General features: G+C 63.1%; 16 protein-coding genes. All 16 read left to right on the forward strand.

What is annotated here, in order from left to right:
• Positions 1–29 precede the first annotated feature (29 nt).
• Positions 30–1,061: an ABC transporter substrate-binding protein gene (locus tag M4J40_RS20585; RefSeq protein ID WP_251756287.1), complete on the forward strand. Its 1,032-nt coding sequence runs from the start codon at positions 30–32 to the stop codon at positions 1,059–1,061.
• Positions 1,062–1,115: 54 nt separating this feature from the next.
• The gene (locus M4J40_RS20590) at positions 1,116–3,284 is read left to right on the forward strand and encodes an ABC transporter permease (protein ID WP_405030775.1); all 2,169 of its coding nucleotides are present in this window, start codon (positions 1,116–1,118) and stop codon (positions 3,282–3,284) included.
• Between the two features lie 18 nt (positions 3,285–3,302).
• Positions 3,303–4,358, forward strand: coding sequence for an ABC transporter ATP-binding protein (locus tag M4J40_RS20595; RefSeq protein WP_251756289.1), 1,056 nt, complete (start codon positions 3,303–3,305; stop codon positions 4,356–4,358).
• 302 nt (positions 4,359–4,660) lie between these two features.
• Positions 4,661–5,836, forward strand: coding sequence for a GGDEF domain-containing protein (locus M4J40_RS22585; protein WP_251756290.1), 1,176 nt, complete (start codon positions 4,661–4,663; stop codon positions 5,834–5,836).
• Positions 5,837–5,921: 85 nt separating this feature from the next.
• A complete protein-coding gene (locus M4J40_RS20605) occupies positions 5,922–6,290 on the forward strand; it encodes a winged helix-turn-helix domain-containing protein (RefSeq protein ID WP_251756291.1) in 369 nt (122 codons plus the stop codon).
• A 330-nt stretch (positions 6,291–6,620) separates the two neighbouring features.
• Positions 6,621–8,354 (forward strand): aldehyde ferredoxin oxidoreductase C-terminal domain-containing protein, encoded by a 1,734-nt coding sequence (locus tag M4J40_RS20610; RefSeq protein WP_251756292.1) that lies wholly within the window; start codon positions 6,621–6,623, stop codon positions 8,352–8,354.
• Between the two features lie 12 nt (positions 8,355–8,366).
• Entirely contained in the window at positions 8,367–8,591 is a 225-nt protein-coding gene (locus M4J40_RS20615; RefSeq protein WP_251756293.1) for a MoaD/ThiS family protein, read from the forward strand.
• A gap of 147 nt (positions 8,592–8,738) precedes the next feature.
• Positions 8,739–9,506: a molybdopterin-synthase adenylyltransferase MoeB gene (locus M4J40_RS20620; RefSeq protein ID WP_251756294.1), complete on the forward strand. Its 768-nt coding sequence runs from the start codon at positions 8,739–8,741 to the stop codon at positions 9,504–9,506.
• A gap of 9 nt (positions 9,507–9,515) precedes the next feature.
• The gene (locus M4J40_RS20625) at positions 9,516–9,866 is read left to right on the forward strand and encodes a hypothetical protein (protein ID WP_251756295.1); all 351 of its coding nucleotides are present in this window, start codon (positions 9,516–9,518) and stop codon (positions 9,864–9,866) included.
• On the forward strand, positions 9,863–11,359 hold the full coding sequence (locus tag M4J40_RS20630) for a heterodisulfide reductase-related iron-sulfur binding cluster (protein ID WP_251756296.1): 1,497 nt from the start codon (positions 9,863–9,865) through the stop codon (positions 11,357–11,359). Before M4J40_RS20625 ends, M4J40_RS20630 begins: the two co-directional genes overlap by 4 nt.
• Positions 11,360–11,390: 31 nt before the next feature.
• Positions 11,391–12,644 carry a gephyrin-like molybdotransferase Glp gene (gene glp, locus M4J40_RS20635; RefSeq protein ID WP_251756297.1) on the forward strand — a complete coding sequence of 418 codons (1,254 nt, stop codon included), beginning with the start codon at positions 11,391–11,393 and terminating at the stop codon, positions 12,642–12,644.
• Positions 12,645–12,668: 24 nt separating this feature from the next.
• The gene (locus tag M4J40_RS20640; RefSeq protein WP_251756298.1) at positions 12,669–14,402 is read left to right on the forward strand and encodes a helix-turn-helix domain-containing protein; all 1,734 of its coding nucleotides are present in this window, start codon (positions 12,669–12,671) and stop codon (positions 14,400–14,402) included.
• 432 nt (positions 14,403–14,834) lie between these two features.
• Positions 14,835–15,545 (forward strand): ABC transporter permease, encoded by a 711-nt coding sequence (locus M4J40_RS20645; RefSeq protein ID WP_251756299.1) that lies wholly within the window; start codon positions 14,835–14,837, stop codon positions 15,543–15,545.
• A complete protein-coding gene (locus tag M4J40_RS20650; RefSeq protein ID WP_251756300.1) occupies positions 15,545–16,273 on the forward strand; it encodes an ATP-binding cassette domain-containing protein in 729 nt (242 codons plus the stop codon). The genes M4J40_RS20645 and M4J40_RS20650 overlap by 1 nt, the downstream gene beginning before the upstream one ends.
• 89 nt (positions 16,274–16,362) lie before the next feature.
• Positions 16,363–17,145 (forward strand): substrate-binding domain-containing protein, encoded by a 783-nt coding sequence (locus M4J40_RS20655; protein WP_405030781.1) that lies wholly within the window; start codon positions 16,363–16,365, stop codon positions 17,143–17,145.
• A 129-nt stretch (positions 17,146–17,274) separates the two neighbouring features.
• Positions 17,275–18,273 (forward strand): GTP 3',8-cyclase MoaA, encoded by a 999-nt coding sequence (moaA, locus tag M4J40_RS20660; RefSeq protein ID WP_251756302.1) that lies wholly within the window; start codon positions 17,275–17,277, stop codon positions 18,271–18,273.
• The last annotated feature ends 28 nt before the right edge of the window (positions 18,274–18,301 follow it).

The following is an 18,301-nucleotide window of genomic DNA, read 5'->3' on the forward strand; positions in this document are numbered from 1 at the left end:
GACGAGGACCGGGTGAACGGGAGGAAAACATGATCCGCCTTTGCACTGTCAGCGCCATCGCGCTGGCGGCCGGTTTTTCTGTATCCGCAGCCGGCGCCGCCTCACTCAACGTCGTTTGCTCGAACGAGCAGGCCTGGTGCGATCTGATGGCACAGAACTTCAAGATCGATACCGGAGTCGACGTTGCCATGGTTCGCAAGAGCACCGGCGAGGTGCTGGCGCAGATCCGCGCCGAAGCCGGCAACCCCAAGATCGACGTGTGGTGGGGCGGCACGGGTGATCCGCACATGATCGCCGCAGCCGAGGATCTGACCGAGCCATCCGGCGTCGATACCTCCGAGTTGCTTGGCTGGGCCCGCAACATGGCGGACATGACCGACGGCAAGGCCATCGGCGTCCACGTCGGCCTGCTTGGCATGATCTACAATACCGAGGTTCTGGAGGCAAAGAAGCTCGATGCGCCGGCCTGTTGGCGCGACCTTGCCAAGCCGGAGTACAAGGGCGAGATTCAGGTGGCCAACCCGAAGTCCTCGGGCACGGCCTACACCGAGCTTGCCACGCTGGTGCAGCTGTTCGGCGAGGATGAGGGCTTCAAGCTGCTCGCCGAGATTGGCGCCAACATCAACCAGTACACCAAGTCCGGTTCTGCGCCGGGCAAGGCGGTGGCGCGTGGCGAGACCACGATCGGCATCGGCTTCATGCACGACATGGTCAACCTGAAGAAGCAGGGCTTCCCGGTTCAGATCGTCGCGCCCTGCGAGGGAACCGGTTACGAGACCGGGGCCGTCAGCGTCATCAAGGGCACGCCACATCTCGAAGAGGCCAAGAAGTGGGTGGAGTATGTCATCTCGGCTGATGCCCAGTCGGCCGGCCTCGAAGTTGGCGTCTACAACATCCCCTCGAACCCGGGCGCCAAGACCGACCCGGACGCGCCGGACATGGCTTCGGTCAAGCTGATCGACTACGACTACAAGACCTACGGCTCGTCTGAAACGCGCACCCGGTTGCTCGAGCGCTGGGATGCCGAAGTGAAGAACGCCGGCGGGCAGATTCAGGAATAATCGGTCGTCGCTCGGCCCGCTCCACACAGGGGCGGGCCGAAGTTTCCTTTCGGGATGAATGGCATGAAACGCACGGCGGGGCTCTGGCTCCTGATCGGCCTCATCGGCTATGCCCTGTTGCCCTGGTATCTCGTGGGCGACGCCGGCTTCTGGCGCTTCGGTTGGCTGGCCGATCCGCTTCTGCTTGGACCGTCGGCCCTTGTGTCGCTGTTCCAGGGGCGGTGGTGGCTGGCCGCGCCGCTGGTCGGCATTGCTGCCGCCGCGATGACGCTCGGGCTCTGCACGAAGCAACTCGCCGTGGCTCGCGGGCTCGTCGGCTCAGGTGCGCTTGGTCTTCTGCTGATGCTGGCGCAGGGCTTGCTGATCCTCGGTCAGGGGCCGCGTTTCGGTTTTCCGCCAGGTGCGAGCCAGTCCGGCATGGGGGCGGGCGCCTTGGTTGTTGCCGCCGCGCTCCTGTTCGTCTTGACGACGGGCATCTCGGGGCTTGGCAAGGGGCGGGGCGATGCCTTCATCACCGGGCTCGTCGGCGCCATCGTGGCGTTGGTCGGCCTGTTCGTCTTCTATCCGATGGCATTCATCCTGGTGCGTGCCTTCGAGCTCCGCGATGGTGGCGGTTACGGTTTCGGCGAGTTTCTGCCGCGTCTGTTCTCGCCCGAGATCTGGAGCGGCGCTTGCGTGGTCGGGGCCGGCTGGTGTGGGCCGGCCGTGAACTCGGTCGTCCTGGCGCTGGCGACGGCCGCCGGAACGACGCTGCAGGGGCTTGCCTTCGCGCTGATCGTCACGCGGACCGAGTTCCGGGCCAAGAAGCTGCTGCGGGTTCTGTCCATCCTGCCGATCATCACGCCGCCTTTCGTGATCGGCCTTGCCCTGATCCTGCTGTTCGGGCGCGCGGGTACGATTACAGTCGGCCTCCATGAGCTCTTCGGCATCGAACAAACCCGCTGGCTCTACGGTTTCTGGGGCGTGTGGCTTTCGCAGATGCTGTCCTTCACGCCGATCGCCTTCCTGGTGCTGATCGGCGTGGTGGAAGGCGTCAGCCCCTCCATGGAGGAGGCGAGCCAGACGCTCGACGCCGACCGCTGGCAGACCTTCCGCTACGTGACCTGGCCGTTGATGCGCCCTGGGCTGGCCAACGCCTTCCTGCTCGCCTTCATCGAAAGCCTCGCCGACTTCGGCAATCCCCTCGTGCTCGGCGGCAACTTCGACGTTCTGTCGACGGAGATCTACTTCTCGATCGTCGGCACCGTCGCCGATCCGGCCCAGGCGGCCATCCTGTCGGTGACGCTGCTTGGATTGATGCTGGCGGTCTTCCTCATTCAGCGTCAGTGGGTCGGCAAGAAGAACTACGCCACGGTCACGGGCAAGGCCGACTCCGGACGCAACGCCGCCCTGAACCCCGTGTTGCGCTGGACCTGCTACGGCGTTGCCATTCCCTGGGCGATGTTCACCGCGATGATCTACGCGCTGATCATCTTCGGCAGCTTCGTGAAGCTTTGGGGCTACGATCACAGCTTCACGTTCGAGCACTATGTGCGTGCTTTCAAGATCGTGGTCCGCAACGGCGTGCACTTCGTCGGCTCGGCCTGGGACAGCTATTTCACCACGCTCTGGATCGCCGGCATCTCGGCGCCGCTCACCGCTGCGGTGGGGCTCGCCACAGCCTATCTCCTGGTGCGGCAGAAGTTCGCCCTCAAGAGCGCGTTCGAGTTCTCGACGATGCTGTCCTTCGCCATTCCGGGCACGGTGATCGGCGTGGCCTACGTGATGGCCTTCAACTTCCCGCCGGTCGAACTCACGGGAACGGCGATCATCCTGGTCATCGTCTTCGTCTTCCGCAACATGCCGGTGGGCGTGCGCGGCGGCATCGCCGCCATGAGTCAGCTCGACAAGTCGCTAGACGAAGCGTCGATCATGCTCGGGGCGAACAGCTTCACCACGTTGCGTCGGGTCATCATGCCGCTGATGGGGCCGGCGATCCTCGCGGCGCTGACCTACAGCTTCGTGCGCGCCATCACCTCGGTCTCGGCGGTCATCTTCCTTGTCTCGGCGCAGTACAACATGGCGACGGCCTTCATCGTCGGCCGGGTCGAGAATGGCGAATACGGTATCTCCATCGCCTACGCATCGGTGCTCATCGTCACCATGCTGGCCTGTATCCTCTTGATGCAACTGATGATCGGTCGCCGCCGCCTGCGTCGTTCCGATCGCGTTGAAGCCCTTTGATCCGGGAGCGTTCCTCCGATGTCTGAAAAAGGTTCCGTCCAGTTCGAAGGCGTCAGCAAGCGCTTCGGTGAGGTTGTTGCCTTGAAGCCGCTCGACCTTGATATCCAGCCGGGCACACTGGTGACGCTGCTCGGCCCGTCCGGCTGCGGCAAGACCACCACGCTGCGGCTCATCGCCGGTCTGGAGAGCGCGTCCGAAGGGCGCATCCTGATCGGTGGCGCCGACGTGACGCATCTCTCCGCCACCTATCGCCGCGTGTCGATGGTTTTCCAGTCCTATGCGTTGTTTCCGCACATGACCGTGCTCGAGAACGTCGCCTATGGACTGACCGTCAAGCGTGTGCCGAAAGCCGAGGCGCATGCGCGGGCCGAGGAAGGGTTGGCGATGGTCGGCCTCGTCGGCTTTGGCGGACGACTGCCTTCCGAGCTCTCCGGTGGCCAGCAGCAGCGCGTCGCCGTCGCCCGCGCCGTTGTCCTTGAGCCTGAGGTACTGCTGCTCGACGAGCCGCTCAGCAACCTTGACGCCAAGCTTCGGCGCCGGGTGCGCGAGGAAATCCGTCAGATCCAGCAACGACTTGGGCTGACGGCCATCTATGTGACCCACGACCAGGAAGAAGCGATGGCCGTTTCCGATCGGATCATCGTCATGAAGAACGCCGAGATTGCCCAGGAGGGGACGCCGGAAGATCTCTATGAGCGCCCCGCGTCCGCCTTCATCGCCGACTTCATCGGCGACGCAAACCTGATCGATGTCGACGTGGCAGCGTCCGGCGCGGGGACTTGCGTCGATCTCCTCGGGCGACGGATCGAGCTGCCTCTGACCACGACAATCCGAGGGGCTGGCAAACTGGTTCTGAGACCGCATCAGATGACGATCTCCAACAAGCCGGCCGCTTACTCTCTACCCGCCGAGGTCACCTACGCCGCGTATCTTGGAAGCCAGATCCAATACTCGCTCGAAACCAAGGCCGGGTTGCTGTTTGCGTCGGTGGCGCCCCGAGCCAAGCCCTTTACGGTCGGTGAGCACGTTCACGTTGGCTTCGATCCGGCCGATCTTCGGGTCGTTCCGGCATAGGAGCCTGCCGAGCGAAGGCCCCGTTGTCCTTGACGCTGTGGGGCTCGGCTTGCCCATGGGGCCTCATACCCGCGCCTGATAGAGGGGCGCCGGCTCGTTGACGATCCGTCCGGTTCTGCCGTTGGCATTTCGGCGAACAGAGGCCTCGCAGCTGTGCCGCCTCTGTTCGCTGATACGATTCATCTGACCTTTAGATTCAGCATGTTACAAGGGCGCGAAAGGAGTCCCCCGACATCGCCTGATCGGAGAGATGCGGCCTGCGTCGCCGCATCGGTCTTTGCCTGGAGAGCCTGGGGAGCGACGTGGGTGGCGTGAGCGAGTTTCTCGATATTCCGACCCTTCTCTACACGGTCGCGGCGGCGAGCCTGTGCATCTGCGTCAGTCTGATCGTGACATGGTCATCGGTACGCCACGAGACCTATATCCTGTGGTGGGCGGCGGCCTATGGCCTCGCCATCCTGACCATGGTTCTCGTGGCTTTGCGCGGGCTTGTGCCGCATTTCCTGTCCGTTACCGTCGCCGACGCTGTGTTGCTGGCCTCCTTCGGTTCGCTCTGGTTGGGCTACCACCAGTTTGCCCGTCTCGATGGCGACAGGGGGTGGTGGAGAGCGGGGTTTGGTGCGCTGATCTGGGTGGCGATGGCCGCCGCAACGCCCCTACTCGACAACATGAACGCCCGCGCGGCCGTTCTATCGGGCATTGAACTGGTATACCTGCTTTTCATCGTTGTTGACCTCGTTCGCCACTATCCCAAGGAGCATTTGCCTTCGGTGGCGCTGACGGCCGTAGTCGTCGGGATTCACGCCGCGATGCAGATCTACTGGGTCGTGGTGATGATCGTCGCGCCGCTCGAGCCGACCGCGATCGTTCTGCCCAACAGTCTGGCCATGGGGCTGAGGTTCACCGAGTCGTCGCTTTTTGTGGTCTTTCTCGGCCTTTTGCAGTTGGTTTTGATCGGGCAACGGTCGGAGCGACGCTACCGGATCGCGGCTGAAACCGACTCTCTGACCGGACTGGCCAATCGCGGACACTATTTCGACAGGACGGAGGACGCTCTGGTCGGAGGCAAGGACCGCGGTGCCCTGATCCTGTTCGACATCGATCACTTCAAGTCGATCAACGATACTCACGGGCACCCCGTCGGGGATCGCGTGCTGATCGAATTCGCTGCGATTATCCGGGCGACGACGCCGGCCGGGGGCATCGCCGCGCGTATCGGCGGCGAGGAGTTCGCCCTGTTTCTTCCGGACGCAACCACGGACGAGGCGGTCGAGATCGCCGATCGCGTCCGCCGAGCGACCGCCAACCTTCGTGTTGCTGCGGCCACGGGTACGGTGGGCCTGACCGTCAGTTGTGGCGTCGCCGGTGTTCGCGAAACCGGATCGGACCATCAGGCTTTGCACGCGTCGGCCGATCGGGCGCTCTATGACGCCAAAGGCGAGGGGCGCGATCGGGTCTCGATCCACCGATCACACTGACTGCAGCTTCAGGCTGGCGCTTGCCGTGCGATCTGGTCGATAATGCTCGGCGTAGGTTTTGCGAGATGCAAGGGCAGGGCGTTCCATGATCGAAGTTCGGATTCAGTTGCGGGTGGATGCAGACACGCGCATCGGCCCAGGCAAGATCTCGCTTCTGGAGGCGATCGCCCGCGCCGGATCGATTTCGGCTGCCGCGCGGGAGATGGAAATGACCTATCGTCGCGCCTGGGAGCTTATCGACCATATGAACAAGGCTTTCGGCCAACCGCTGGTCGTCGGTCATACCGGCAGCGCCGGCGGGGCGTCGCTCACGACGCTGGGGAGCGAGGTGGTTCGCCGCTATCGCCTCCTGGAAGAACAGGTCGGGGATGTCGCCGCGCCGCATCTGGCCGCGCTTGATGCGGAGATCGTCTCGCCTACGGCGAACGCCGGCTCGTCCGCTGAACTCGACTAAAGAATACTTGGGACGGTTTCGTTGGCTCGCCAATTATGTTCTTGAGAGTATAATTCAGTCCTGTTTTGTTGTTTGTGTAAAAATCCCCGCATTTCCGGTCAAATAAGCGCTTCTTGTTGAGTTATATTCTTTCGAGCTTGGCTCGAATTCAATTATGTCGGCGAAATCATAATAGTATAGGTGCGTATTTTTTCTGATTTGCTTGAAGCGATGACTTTCGGCAAGGATGGTTCAGGCGGGTGTGATCGTCACGCCGCCATCCATTGTTTTGGCAAGGCCGAAATCACGAGGCATTTGGGGACCTCCGGATCGGCAGTTGGAGGAAGAGCCATGCCTAAAGTCATTCGCATCAACATGACGGACCTCTCGGTCCGCACCGATGAGGCTCCGGAGGCTTGGGGCGGTCTCGGTGGTCGCGCCCTGACGTCGACGGTCGTCGCCGCTGAAGTGCCGCCGACCTGCCATCCCCTCGGCCCCAACAACAAGCTCGTGTTCGCCCCCGGCCTCCTGTCCGGGACCGCTGCCGGCAATGCCGGCCGCATGTCGGCCGGCGCCAAGAGCCCGCTGACCGGTACCATCAAGGAAAGCAATGCCGGCGGCACGTGCGGCCGCATGCTGGGCCGCCTCGACATCAAGGCGATCATCATCGAGGGGCAGCCCGCTTCCACCGATACCTGGTACCAGATCCGCATCAGCGGGGAAGGCGTGGTCATCGAGCCGGAAGCCGAGACGGTCGGCATGAACAACTTCGCCGTTCTCGAGTCCGTTGCACGCCGCTATGGCGAAGACAAGGGCGTCATCACCATCGGCTCGGCCGGCGAGAACCTGATGATGATCTCCAACATCTCGACCCGCGATCCCGAGGGCAAGCTTCGCAGCTTCGGTCGTGGCGGCCTCGGCGCGGTGATGGGATCCAAGCGCATCAAGTTCATCACCATCGATCAGGAAGGCACCCGTCCGGTTCCGCTGGTCGACTCGGCTGCCTTCAAGGCCGCCAACATGGTGTTCACCAAGGCGCTCAAGGACCATCCGGTGTCCGGCCAGGGCCTTCCGACATACGGCACCGCCGTGCTGGTCAACATCCTGCACGAGATCGGCGGCCTGCCGACCCGCAACTTCACGTCGGGCCAGTGCGAGCACCACGACATGATCTCGGGCGAGCACATGTACGATACCATCGTCGCCCGTGGCGGCGAGCCGACGCACGGCTGTTCGCTCGGCTGCGTGATCCAGTGCTCTCAGGTCTACAACGACAAGGACGGCAACTACCTGACGTCCGGCTTCGAGTATGAGACCATCTGGGCCTATGGCGCCGACTGCCTGATCGACAACCTCGACCTGATCGCCGAGTGCGACAACGTCATGGATGATCTCGGCGTCGACAGCATCGAGACACCGGTGATGTTTGGTGTCGCCATGGAGGCCGGTCTTCTGAAGTTCGGCGATGGCACCGAAGTGCTGCGCATGCTGCGCGAGGAGATCGGCAAGGCCACGCCGCTCGGCCGCATCCTTGGCGGTGGTACCGGCCATGTCGGGAAAACCTATGGCGTTGCCCGCGTGCCCGTGGTCAAGAACCAGGCCATTCCGGCCTATGATCCGCGCTCGGTCAAGGGTATCGGCGTCACCTATGCCACGACGACGCAGGGTGCCGACCACACGGCTGGCTATGCGGTTGCCACCAACGTGCTCAACGTCGGCGGCAAGGTCGACCCGCTGTCCAACGAGGGGCAGGTCGAACTGTCGCGCAACCTCCAGATCGCCACGGCGGCCATCGACTCGACCGGCCTCTGCCTGTTCATCGCCTTCCCGGCGCTGGACATCGCCGAGTGCCTACCGGCCACCGTCGACATGCTCAACGCCCGGTTCGGCACCAAGCTGACGATGGACGACGTTGTCGGCCTCGGCAAGACGGTGCTCAAGCTCGAGCATGAGTTCAACCTGGCGGCCGGCATCGGGCCGGAGCAGGACCGTCTGCCGGAGTTCTTCGAGCTCGAAGCCATCGCCCCGCATAACGTCAAGTGGGACATGGAGCAGAAAGAACTGGCGAGCTTCTGGAACTTCTAGGTCGAAATGGTCATGTGGGTCACGGTCAAACTCTTCGCGACCTTTCGCGAGAACCGCTTCAAGGAAGCCCGGCGGGAGTATCCGCCGGGAACCACCGTCGCCGACGTGGCGACGGGGCTTGAAATCGACCACGACCTGATCGGCATGATCTTCATTCACGGGCGCGCGGCCGAACTCGACCGCGTGCTCGAAGAAGGCGACGTTCTGGCGCTCTTTCCCCTCCTCGGAGGGGGCTAGGCTCGTTTCCTCCTAGGGGCGTTTTAGTCGGGAAGCCTGCGCCCCCAACGCGTGCTTTTCGTTGGAGTTGCTGGAACGAACGTGGAGGAGGCCCCGACAAGGGCCTCCTCAGCCGTTTCTTGAAATCGGCATGATGGGAGGGCGACCTTGCTTTCGAATGTGGAACTCCAGCGCTACAGCCGGCATATCCTGCTCCGGGATGTCGGCGGTCCGGGGCAACACAAGCTCAAGGCGGCGCGCGTCCTGTGTGTCGGCGCCGGCGGACTTGGCTCGCCGGTAATCGAATATCTCGCCGCGGCCGGCGTCGGTACCCTTGGACTTGTCGACGACGACAAGGTCAGCCTCTCCAACCTGCAGCGGCAAGTGATCCATTCCACAGCGAATGTCGGCAAGCTGAAGGTCGAGAGTGCGGGCGAGCGCATCGCCGCCATCAATCCTCACGTCAAGGTGGAGCCCCATCCTTTTCGGCTCGATGCCGGAAATATCGTCGATCTGGTAGAGGCTTACGATATCGTCGTCGACGGGACCGACAATTTTCCGACCCGCTTTCTGATGGCGGATACGGCCTACGCTTGCCGCAAGCCATTGGTCACGGCAGGCGTTCTGGAGTTCTACGGTTCGCTGACGACGCTCATGCCTTATGAGGCGGATGCGAACGGTCAACCCAATCCGAGTTGGCGTTGCCTGATGCCCAGGGAGCCCGAGACCGCCGCGCTAACTTGTTCCGAGGTCGGTATTCTTGGCGGCGTCGTCGGCGTGCTCGGCACGCTTGCCGCCTGCGAGGTGCTGAAGGTGATCACCGGTGTTGGCCAGCCTCTCATCGGCCGGCTGCTGATGGTCGATATCCGCGACATGGGTTTCGACATCGTCGAGTACTATCGAAACCCGACGTCTCCCGTCTTCGGACCAGCTTGAGGTGATCGCATGAGCGGCCGGATCGAACTCATAGCCTTCATGGGGTTGCGACAACTGTTCAAGGATCGCGGCTGGTCGATTCCGCATTTCCTCGATGTCGAAACCGACATGGCGGGCGAGGACTTTCTGCGCTTCGTCTCGATCGACAGCGACAAAGTGGAGTCGTTCATCATCAACCGGTCCGCCATCGCCGTCGAGGATGCCGTCATTCATCCCGGAGATCGCGTCGCGCTCGTTCCGCCGGGGGTGCCGGGGCCGCATCGCCTGCTGCTTGGCATCCATGGCCAGACGAAGCCGGAACAGCCTTTCGGCCTGTCCTTCGCAAAAAGCGAAGACGGCGGGGAGGGCGAGGAGCAATGAACTTCGACAAGCCGGAGCTTCTGGCGCGCGCCGTCATGACGACTTGCGTCAACTGCGAGCAGTGCCGCGAGCTGATGGAAGACGCGCCGTGCCAGTATTTCCCGCGCCTTTTTCATCTCGCCGACCGTGCCAAGTCAGGGGGCAAGCCGGTATCGGGGCAGGATCTGGCCGAACTCGTCGACCTTTGCAATGCTTGCGGCCAGTGTCCGTGCCGCCCGGTTCAAAACGATATCCGCAGAGCCAAGGACGCCTTCGTGGAGCGGGATGGCCTGCCGTTGCGGGTTCGCTTTGTCGAGAACGTCCAACTGGTAGGGCGGGTTTGCGGCACCTTTCCCAGACTGGTCGATGTCGTCATGAACAATCCGGTGTTCGGGCGGCTTGCTCGGCGGCTGGTCGGCGTCCACCCGGAGCGGAAGATGCCGTCGTTTCCCCGCGATCGTCTGGCGCGGTGGGTCGCTCGGTGCGGTCTCGATCGCCCGAAACGGGCGGAGGGGCGCAAGGTCGCCTACTTCGTCGGCTGCACCGCCCGCTACTTGTTCCCAGAGGTTGCCAAGGCAACCATCGAGGTGCTGGAGAAAAACGGCGTCACGGTCTACGTGCCGGAGCAGAAGTGCTGCGGCATGCCAACCTATCTCGAAGGCGACAAACCGTTCACCCTCGATCTTGTCGAGGCCAACTTGCCGGTCCTTCAGCAATGCGTGGAAGACGGCTATGACATCGTGACGGCCTGCCCGACATGTTCGTTCATGTTCAAGTCGGTGCTGGCCCGCGACGCTCAGTTCTCGCCGGCCTATCGCGATCGCATCCGGGCGCTGGGGAGTGAGTGCGGCGGCGATACCGGGGCAATCGCCAGTGCGCTCACCGATGAAGTGTCCGGTCCGTCCGGCCGGACCAGCAGCGTCGCGTCCGAGTTTCTGGCGCCTTGGGTAATCAACTACAATCTCGGCCTGCACGCGGAGGCGGATCGCGGGGACGTGGGCTATTTTGCCGGCCGGGACGCCTTCCAGCGGATCAAGGTTGCCGCGCATGCTTTCGAGCTTGGTGAGTATCTTGGCGCCCTTGATCGTGAGGGCGCCCTGCGTTTGCCGCCGATGGAGTCGTCCCTGAAGCTCTCCTATTTTGCGCCCTGCCATCTGCGGGAGCAGAACATGGGCCGTCCGTGGCTACATCTTCTCGAAAAGGCGCCGCAGGCCGATGTCTCGCCGGTGGGGGAGCCGATGGATTGCTGCGGTCTCGGCGGAATCATGGGGTTCAAGACGGACTTCCATGCCGCTTCGCTGGCCATGGGGCGCGGTCTGGTCGACCGGATAGGGGCAGCAGCGCCGGACCGGATCGTCACGGAATGTTTGGCCTGTCGAATGCAGTTCACCCAAATGCAGGAAAAACCGGTGTCTCATCCGGTCGAACTGCTGGCTCAGGCCTATCGTGCCGAAGATGACGGGCGCGTTGCCGGCGAGGCCGGTTGTCGGGCAAAGTCAGGCGGCGGTTCGTGATGGAACGACGGCGGAGACTGGAGGCTGGGTCATGGTGCAGTTGAGTTCGGACGCCTTCGCATTCGGGGGCGATCTGATGCCGGTCGAGGATGCGCTGGCGTTGATCGCCGCCAGGGTTCCGCCGGTCACCGAGACTGAAAGGGTGGGCCTGATCGACGCCGACGGTCGTTTTCTCGCTGCCGACCTGATCGCCCCGATTGACCTGCCGGTGTTCGACAATTCGGCGGTCGATGGCTATGCTGTTGCTCACGCCGATCTTGCCGCCGATGGGCCTACAGTGCTGCCGGTTGGCGCCAGGGTCGCGGCGGGCCAGGCGACGCTCGATGCCGTTGCTCGGAAAACGACGGCTCGCATCTTCACCGGCGCCCCAATGCCGCGGGGGACCGACACCGTCTTCATGCAAGAAGACGTGACCGTCGGCGACGACGGCCGCGTCGAGTTGCCGCCGGGGCTCCGCAAGGGCGCCAACTGCCGTCCGCGAGGGGAGGATATCGCCCGGGGAAGCGTGGCCGCGCCGGCCGGTCGCCGCCTCGAACCACGCGACGTCGCGCTGCTCGCCGCGCTCGGCGTTACCTCCGTCGAGGTTCGCCGCAGGCCACGCGTCGCCGTGTTCTCGACAGGCGACGAGTTGCGGGACCCGGGGCAGGCACTGGGTGCGGCGGCGATCTACGACTCCAATCGCTTTTCCCTGCAGGTCATGCTCAAGCGTGCCGGATGCGAGGTAACCGATCTCGGCATTCTTCCCGACGATCGCGGCGTTACGGCCGAGCGCCTTGATGCGGCCGCCCGGTCCTACGATCTCATCGTGACGTCCGGCGGCGTGTCCACCGGCGAAGAGGATCATGTGCGGGCCGCCATCGCCGCCAACGGCTCGATGGTTTTCTGGCGTCTCGGGATCAAGCCCGGGCGACCATTGGCCATGGGCATCATAAACGGCACGCCGCTGGTCGGCCTTCCCGGCAATCCGGTCGCGGTTTTCGTCACTTTCGCGCATGTGCTCCGGCCGTTGGTAACCGTGCTGGCGGGTGGCCAGCCGGCGCCGCTCGTCGCCATGACCGTGCTCTCCGGCTTCGACTACAAAAAGAAAGCCGGTCGGCGGGAGTATGTCCGCGTGTCCCTCGAACGCTCGGATGGGGGGGCGGTAGCGATGAAGTATCCGGTGGATGGCGCCGGTGTCCTTACATCGCTGACCCGGACCGACGGGATGGTCGAGCTTCCCGAGGCGTGCACGGTCGTCCGGATCGGCGATCCGGTTTCCTTCTATGCCTACAACCAGCTCAACTGACGGTAGATCGCAGAGGTTGGCCCGATGAACCTGCCGATCAAGAACGACGTCCTGAACTGCCGGTCGACGACCGGAGCCGTCTCCGATTGCGAACGGTGTTCCTCCACGTCAGGACCGCAGACCTTGGCGCGCGGCGGCTGTCGCTCGATGCATCACGGCGATATCCTGGCGGTGCGCTCGCGGTTTCTTTCGACCGGCGCGGTGCCCGATGGGGTGCCGACACCCCTTGTTCGGTCTTGGCAGCGGAGCAGTCGGTTCGGTTTCGCGTCTCCGACGCTGGCCCGGCAGCGTGACAGACTGGAAGACGCGGGGTTGAGAAGCCTCAAGGAACGCAACGCCGATCTGATCGCGTCCTCGCTGGAAGAAATGGCCTCGCTCGCCCACGAACTGAGCGCGTTGGGCGGCGTCGTGATCCTCACCGATCCCACCGGTATCGTGTTGAACAGACTGGGCGAGGGCGGTTTCTCCGACGACGCCGATCGACTGGGCCTGAACGAAGGGGTCGACTGGTCCGAAAACGCAATCGGGACCAATGCCATCGGTACCGTGGCGCTGGAGATGGTTGGTCTGTCGATCATTGGCGCCGAGCATCTTTTCTGCCTCAACACGTCCCTGAGCTGCTCGGCGGTGCCGATCCTCGATCCGTCGGGCCTGTTGGCCGGCGTTCTCGATGTGTCGACCTCCTTCACCGTTCCTCACGATCATCTGCTGCCCTTGCTCAGACGCGCCGTGATCGAGATCGAGCGTCGCTTGTTTGACCTCCGTTTTCATGGGCACGCGCAACTTCGCTTCCATTCCAGCCAGTATCTGTTCGGGGGACCAAGAGACGGTGTGCTGGCCTTCGACGAGGACCGGCTGATCGGCGCCAATCGCGCCGCGCTGGAGCTTCTGGGGCACGATTGGTCGGCCGTTGGTCGCGCTCGCTTCCAGAACTTGTTCGCGGCCGGTTACGATGTCGCCGAACAAACGGCGGTGGCGGGCGAATGCAGGCTCCGGTCAACCGACGGTGAGGAGTTTTTCGCCCGTTTGCAATTGCCGCGCCGGCCGTCATGCAGGGCGGCTCCGCCTCGATCTGGCCCGAAAGGGATGTCCGGTGACGAGGTGGATGGCCAGGAGATGTGGCCGCATCTGGCGCTTGAGAAGATCCAGGATCGGGCGGCACTCAGGTTTCGTCGGATGAAGGTTGGCCACCTTATTTATGGCGCCGACCTGACGGACGAGTGTGGAGAAGCCACGCTGATCGTCGCCTCCGGCCGTTACCGCTGCTTTGCCTCGCACGAGGGGCGGGAGCTGACCCTGTTCACGCTCGGCTGCGGCGATGCGCTGCCGCTTCGAGCGGATATGGCGGTGGAAGTCACAACCGAGGGCGAAGCAGCCGTGGTTCCGCGCGCGCTGTTCCAGAGATTGGTTCGCGATTATCCCGAGTTCGGTCGGTGTGTGCTGTCCGTCATCGAGACGTTTCTCGGCCGGTCGTTGTCGATGGTTGGCGACATGGCTTTTCGAAGCGTACGCTACCGCGTCATCCGGCATGTTTGCACACTTGCCGAACGCGACGGTCGTGAGACGTCGGCGGGAACCGTCATCGATCCGGCTCCGACCGGTGATGAGCTCGCAGCGGCCATCGGCGCTGCGCGTCAGTCCGTCTCGACGATTCTCGCCGAACTCACCCGATCGAGCGACATTCTCCGCCCAACGCCGCGCAGTCTCGTCGTCCGCGACATCGAGCGCCTTCGCACGGAGCTGGCGCGCGCAGCGTGACCGCGCCCGTGGCAAGCGGTTTCGCTTTCTCGAACAAGGAAGCCCTCGATCCGGGATGAGCGCCGGCGTTGGTGCGATGAGCTTTTCCAACCGGAATACCGGACTCAGGAAGAAAGCTTACCGAACCTGAGTTGTCGCCTAGGTGACAGCCTTTCCTCCGGCGCCAAGATAAATGGGTGTGAGGCGCGGGTATAACGGCTGGGTCAAGAGGAGCATCCTGCCGAACATGAGGGCTGCGGGAGGGCGGCTGTGCTCGGCCTAGTCCAATATGTTGTAATTTACGGGATTCCGTTAGAAGGCGGATATGCTTCGGATGACATTGTTCGAAAGTCCATGTTCCTAAACTAGCAGAATACAGTGATGAACATCGTGTCGGACTGCTCTCCGTGGAATAACACTGTTTTTTATCCGGAAAGATACGTGGAATAACGCATGCAGCAGGACGCGGTGCCCATTTCTTCAATATTGTCATTGCTCACTGGCGATGGCGGGAACTTCTTGGGCATCATTTTCCTGTCGCTTCAGGTCACCATTACCGCTGTCACCTGCGCCGGGCTTGTCGGATTGCCCTTGGGTGCCGGCTTGGCTTTGGTTCGCTTTCCTGGGCGCACAGTGATCATCGTGCTGGTCAACACCATGATGGGCTTTCCTCCCGTCGTTGCCGGCCTCGCCATCTTCCTGCTTCTTTCGCGCTCCGGACCACTCGGCGAGCTGGGTCTGCTCTTCACGCCCAAGGCGATGATGATCGCCCAGTTCGTTCTGGTCCTGCCCATCATCGTCGCGCTGACCCGGCAGACGATAGAGGACCTCTGGACGGAGTATCAGGACCACATGACGTCCCTTGGCGCCGGTCGGCTGCGCTCCATTCCGACGCTGTTGTGGGACGCTCGTTTCTCGCTGGTGACGACGCTGCTCGCCGGGCTCGGGCGGGCCAGCGCCGAGGTCGGGGCCATTCTGATCGTCGGCGGCAACATTGCCGGCTTCACCCGCACCATGACGACCTCGATCGCCCTCGAGACGTCCAAGGGAGACCTGCCGCTGGCCATGGCGCTGGGCGTCGTTCTCATGAGCCTCACGTTGGTCATCAACAGTCTAGCCTTCGGCATTTCGCGCGTTGGCGCACGGTTTTCGGGGAAAAGCTGATGCGCGATACAACGTCCATGCTGCCGCTGATCGTACGCGACCTTCGATTGGAAATGGACGGGCGGACCTTGCTCGACGTTCCGCTGGCTCGTATCCAGAACAGACAGCGCAATGTCATTCTCGGGCCAAACGGGGCCGGCAAGTCGCTGTTTCTCAGGGTCTGTCACGGGCTTATTGCCCCGACGTCGGGGCGGATCGAGTATACGCTTCCCGTTTCGGCAACCGAGATCCGGCGCAAGCAGGCGATGGTGTTCCAGAAGCCCGTGATGCTTCGCCGATCGGTTCGAGCCAATTTCACCCATGCGCTCGCCATGGCCGGTGTTGGCTGGTACGAGCGCCGGCGAATGGCCGACGAGGCCATGGCCCAGTTCGGCCTTTCGGGCCTGGCCGATAGTCCGGCCCGCGTGTTGTCCGGTGGCGAGCAACAGAGGCTTGCCATTGCCCGGGCCGCGAGCCTCGGTCCCGATCTCTTGTTCCTGGACGAGCCGACGTCGTCACTCGACCCGACGGCCAGCCGCCAGATCGAGGACATGCTGGACGTGTTGCACGAGCGCGGCGTCACGCTCGTTCTGACGACGCATGACCTGGGGCTCGCCCGCCGCTTCGCCGACGTGATCTTCTTCTTTCACAACGGTCGGCTCGTTGAAGAGAACGATGCCGAGCGCTTTTTCACCCAACCCGAAACCGAAGAAGCCAAGGCCTTTCTGGAACACCGCCTGTTCTGGTGAGGTTGCGTCACGCTTTACGAAACTGGAGAAACCCAATGCTGCGTCGTACCTTCGTCACCGCTGCTGCGTCCGTGCTGGTCGCCATTGGCATGTTGTCGGCAGCCGAGGCCCAAGACCGTTTCATCACCGTAGCGTCGACGACATCGACCCAGGACTCAGGGCTGTTCGACGCGCTGTTGCCGGCGTTCACTGCCAAGACCGGCATCACCGTGAAGGTCATTGCCCAGGGAACCGGCCAGGCCCTTGATACGGCGCGGCGCGGCGATGCCGACGTCGTGTTCGTCCATGCCAAGTCGCAGGAGCTCAAGTTCCTCGAAGACGGCTTCGGCGTGAAGCGCTATCCGGTGATGTACAACGATTTCGTCGTGGTCGGTCCCAAGAGCGACCCGGCCGGCATTGCCGGCGGCAAGGACGTTGTCGCGGCCTTCAAGATGATTGCCGACAAGAAGGCGCCCTTCGTCTCCCGTGGCGACAAGTCCGGCACCAACTCCGCGGAACTGAAGCTCTGGAAGGCGGCGGATATCGACCTGCCGGCGGTGCGGGGCGAGTGGTACCGCGAGATCGGCCAGGGCATGGGCGCGACGCTCAACACCGCGAATGCCATGGCTGCCTACACGCTGTCGGATCGCGGGACCTGGATTGCCTTCGCCAACAAGGGCGATCTCGGCATCGTCGTGGAAGGCGACAAGAAGCTGTTCAACCAGTACGGCGTCATGCTGGTCAACCCCGCCAAGTTCTCGACGGTGAAGGCCGACGATGGCCAGGCCTTCATCGACTGGCTCGTATCGCCAGAGGGGCAGTCGGCGATCGCCGCCTATCGTATCGACGGTCAGCAGCTTTTCTTCCCGAACGCCAATGATCCCAAGGCCTGATGGGCGCTCCTAAACGACCAAGAAGAGCAGAAACGGCCGGGCTATCTGGTACTTCCGGCCGTTTCGCAAGGACATTGGGACCTGTCGGCCACCTGACGACAGCGTTCCACAGAACAGTGGCGGTAGACCATGCAGCCCAGACTCGTTGACGACTTCGGTCGAGCGATCACCTACCTCAGAGTGTCCGTAACCGACCGGTGCAATTTGCGCTGCGGATATTGCATGGCCGGCGAGGTTTCGTTCTCGCCGCGACGGGACGTCCTGACCATCGAGGAGTTGGAGTTTCTGACCTCGGCCTTTGTCGCCTGCGGCATCCGCAAGGTCAGGATCACGGGTGGCGAACCACTGGTACGCAAGGGCGTCTTGCACCTGTTCCAGGGGCTGTCGCGCCATCTTCGCAGCGGAGAGCTCGATGAGCTCTGCGTGACGACCAACGGTGTTCTGCTGTCGAAATACGCACGTGACCTCGCCGATTGCGGCGTTCGTCGGGTGAACGTTTCGCTCGATAGTCTTGATCGCGATCGGTTTGCCGAGATCACGAGCGGCGGCGATCTCGATGCGGTCCTGAAAGGGATCGATGCCGCCCGCGAGGCCGGTCTGGCGGTCAAGCTCAACGCCGTCGCCCAGAAAGGCTACATCGAAGGGGATGTTCTAGACCTCATCCAGTTTGCCCAGGAGCGCCAGCTGGATGTCTCGTTCATCGAGACCATGCCGCTCGGGGAGGTCAAGACCAGTTGCGCGGATCGCTATCTTCCGCTGGCCGAACTTCGGCAGCTGATCGAGGGACGTTGGACTCTCACCGACATCGATGTGACGACAGGCGGTCCCGCGCGGTACGCCCGCATCGATGAAACCGGCGGTCGGATCGGGTTTATCACCGCCTTGAGCGATTGTTTCTGCGAAAACTGCAACCGCCTCCGGCTCAGCGCCACCGGGGCGCTCTACACCTGCCTAGGTCACGATGATTTCACCGATCTCCGCGCGATCATTCGCCGGGAAGGCGGCGCGGTCGGTCTTGAGAGCGCCATTCGAGCCGCCGTCGCGGGCAAGCCGCGATCCCATGAGTTCGGCACCAGTCCCGGCCGGGAGCCTGCGCTGAAGAGGTATATGTCGGCATTGGGCGGATGAGATATCCTGGCGCTCAAGGGAAGTCCTG

The sequence above is a fragment of the Pleomorphomonas sp. JP5 genome (assembly GCF_023721815.1).
Classification (GTDB): Bacteria; Pseudomonadota; Alphaproteobacteria; order Rhizobiales; family Pleomorphomonadaceae; genus Pleomorphomonas.

What these genes read in the sequence shown, in the direction of transcription:
- moaA (WP_251756302.1), top strand. Translation starts at nt 17,275, where the DNA reads ATGCAGCCCAGACTCGTTGACGACTTCGGTCGAGCGATCACCTACCTC.
- M4J40_RS20605 (WP_251756291.1), top strand. Translation starts at nt 5,922, where the DNA reads ATGATCGAAGTTCGGATTCAGTTGCGGGTGGATGCAGACACGCGCATC.
- M4J40_RS20630 (WP_251756296.1), top strand. Translation starts at nt 9,863, where the DNA reads ATGAACTTCGACAAGCCGGAGCTTCTGGCGCGCGCCGTCATGACGACT.
- M4J40_RS20585 (WP_251756287.1), top strand. Translation starts at nt 30, where the DNA reads ATGATCCGCCTTTGCACTGTCAGCGCCATCGCGCTGGCGGCCGGTTTT.
- M4J40_RS20650 (WP_251756300.1), top strand. Translation starts at nt 15,545, where the DNA reads ATGCGCGATACAACGTCCATGCTGCCGCTGATCGTACGCGACCTTCGA.
- M4J40_RS20615 (WP_251756293.1), top strand. Translation starts at nt 8,367, where the DNA reads ATGTGGGTCACGGTCAAACTCTTCGCGACCTTTCGCGAGAACCGCTTC.
- M4J40_RS20625 (WP_251756295.1), top strand. Translation starts at nt 9,516, where the DNA reads ATGAGCGGCCGGATCGAACTCATAGCCTTCATGGGGTTGCGACAACTG.
- M4J40_RS20610 (WP_251756292.1), top strand. Translation starts at nt 6,621, where the DNA reads ATGCCTAAAGTCATTCGCATCAACATGACGGACCTCTCGGTCCGCACC.
- M4J40_RS20590 (WP_405030775.1), top strand. Translation starts at nt 1,116, where the DNA reads ATGAATGGCATGAAACGCACGGCGGGGCTCTGGCTCCTGATCGGCCTC.
- glp (WP_251756297.1), top strand. Translation starts at nt 11,391, where the DNA reads ATGGTGCAGTTGAGTTCGGACGCCTTCGCATTCGGGGGCGATCTGATG.
- M4J40_RS20645 (WP_251756299.1), top strand. Translation starts at nt 14,835, where the DNA reads ATGCAGCAGGACGCGGTGCCCATTTCTTCAATATTGTCATTGCTCACT.
- M4J40_RS20655 (WP_405030781.1), top strand. Translation starts at nt 16,363, where the DNA reads ATGTTGTCGGCAGCCGAGGCCCAAGACCGTTTCATCACCGTAGCGTCG.
- M4J40_RS20595 (WP_251756289.1), top strand. Translation starts at nt 3,303, where the DNA reads ATGTCTGAAAAAGGTTCCGTCCAGTTCGAAGGCGTCAGCAAGCGCTTC.
- M4J40_RS20640 (WP_251756298.1), top strand. Translation starts at nt 12,669, where the DNA reads ATGAACCTGCCGATCAAGAACGACGTCCTGAACTGCCGGTCGACGACC.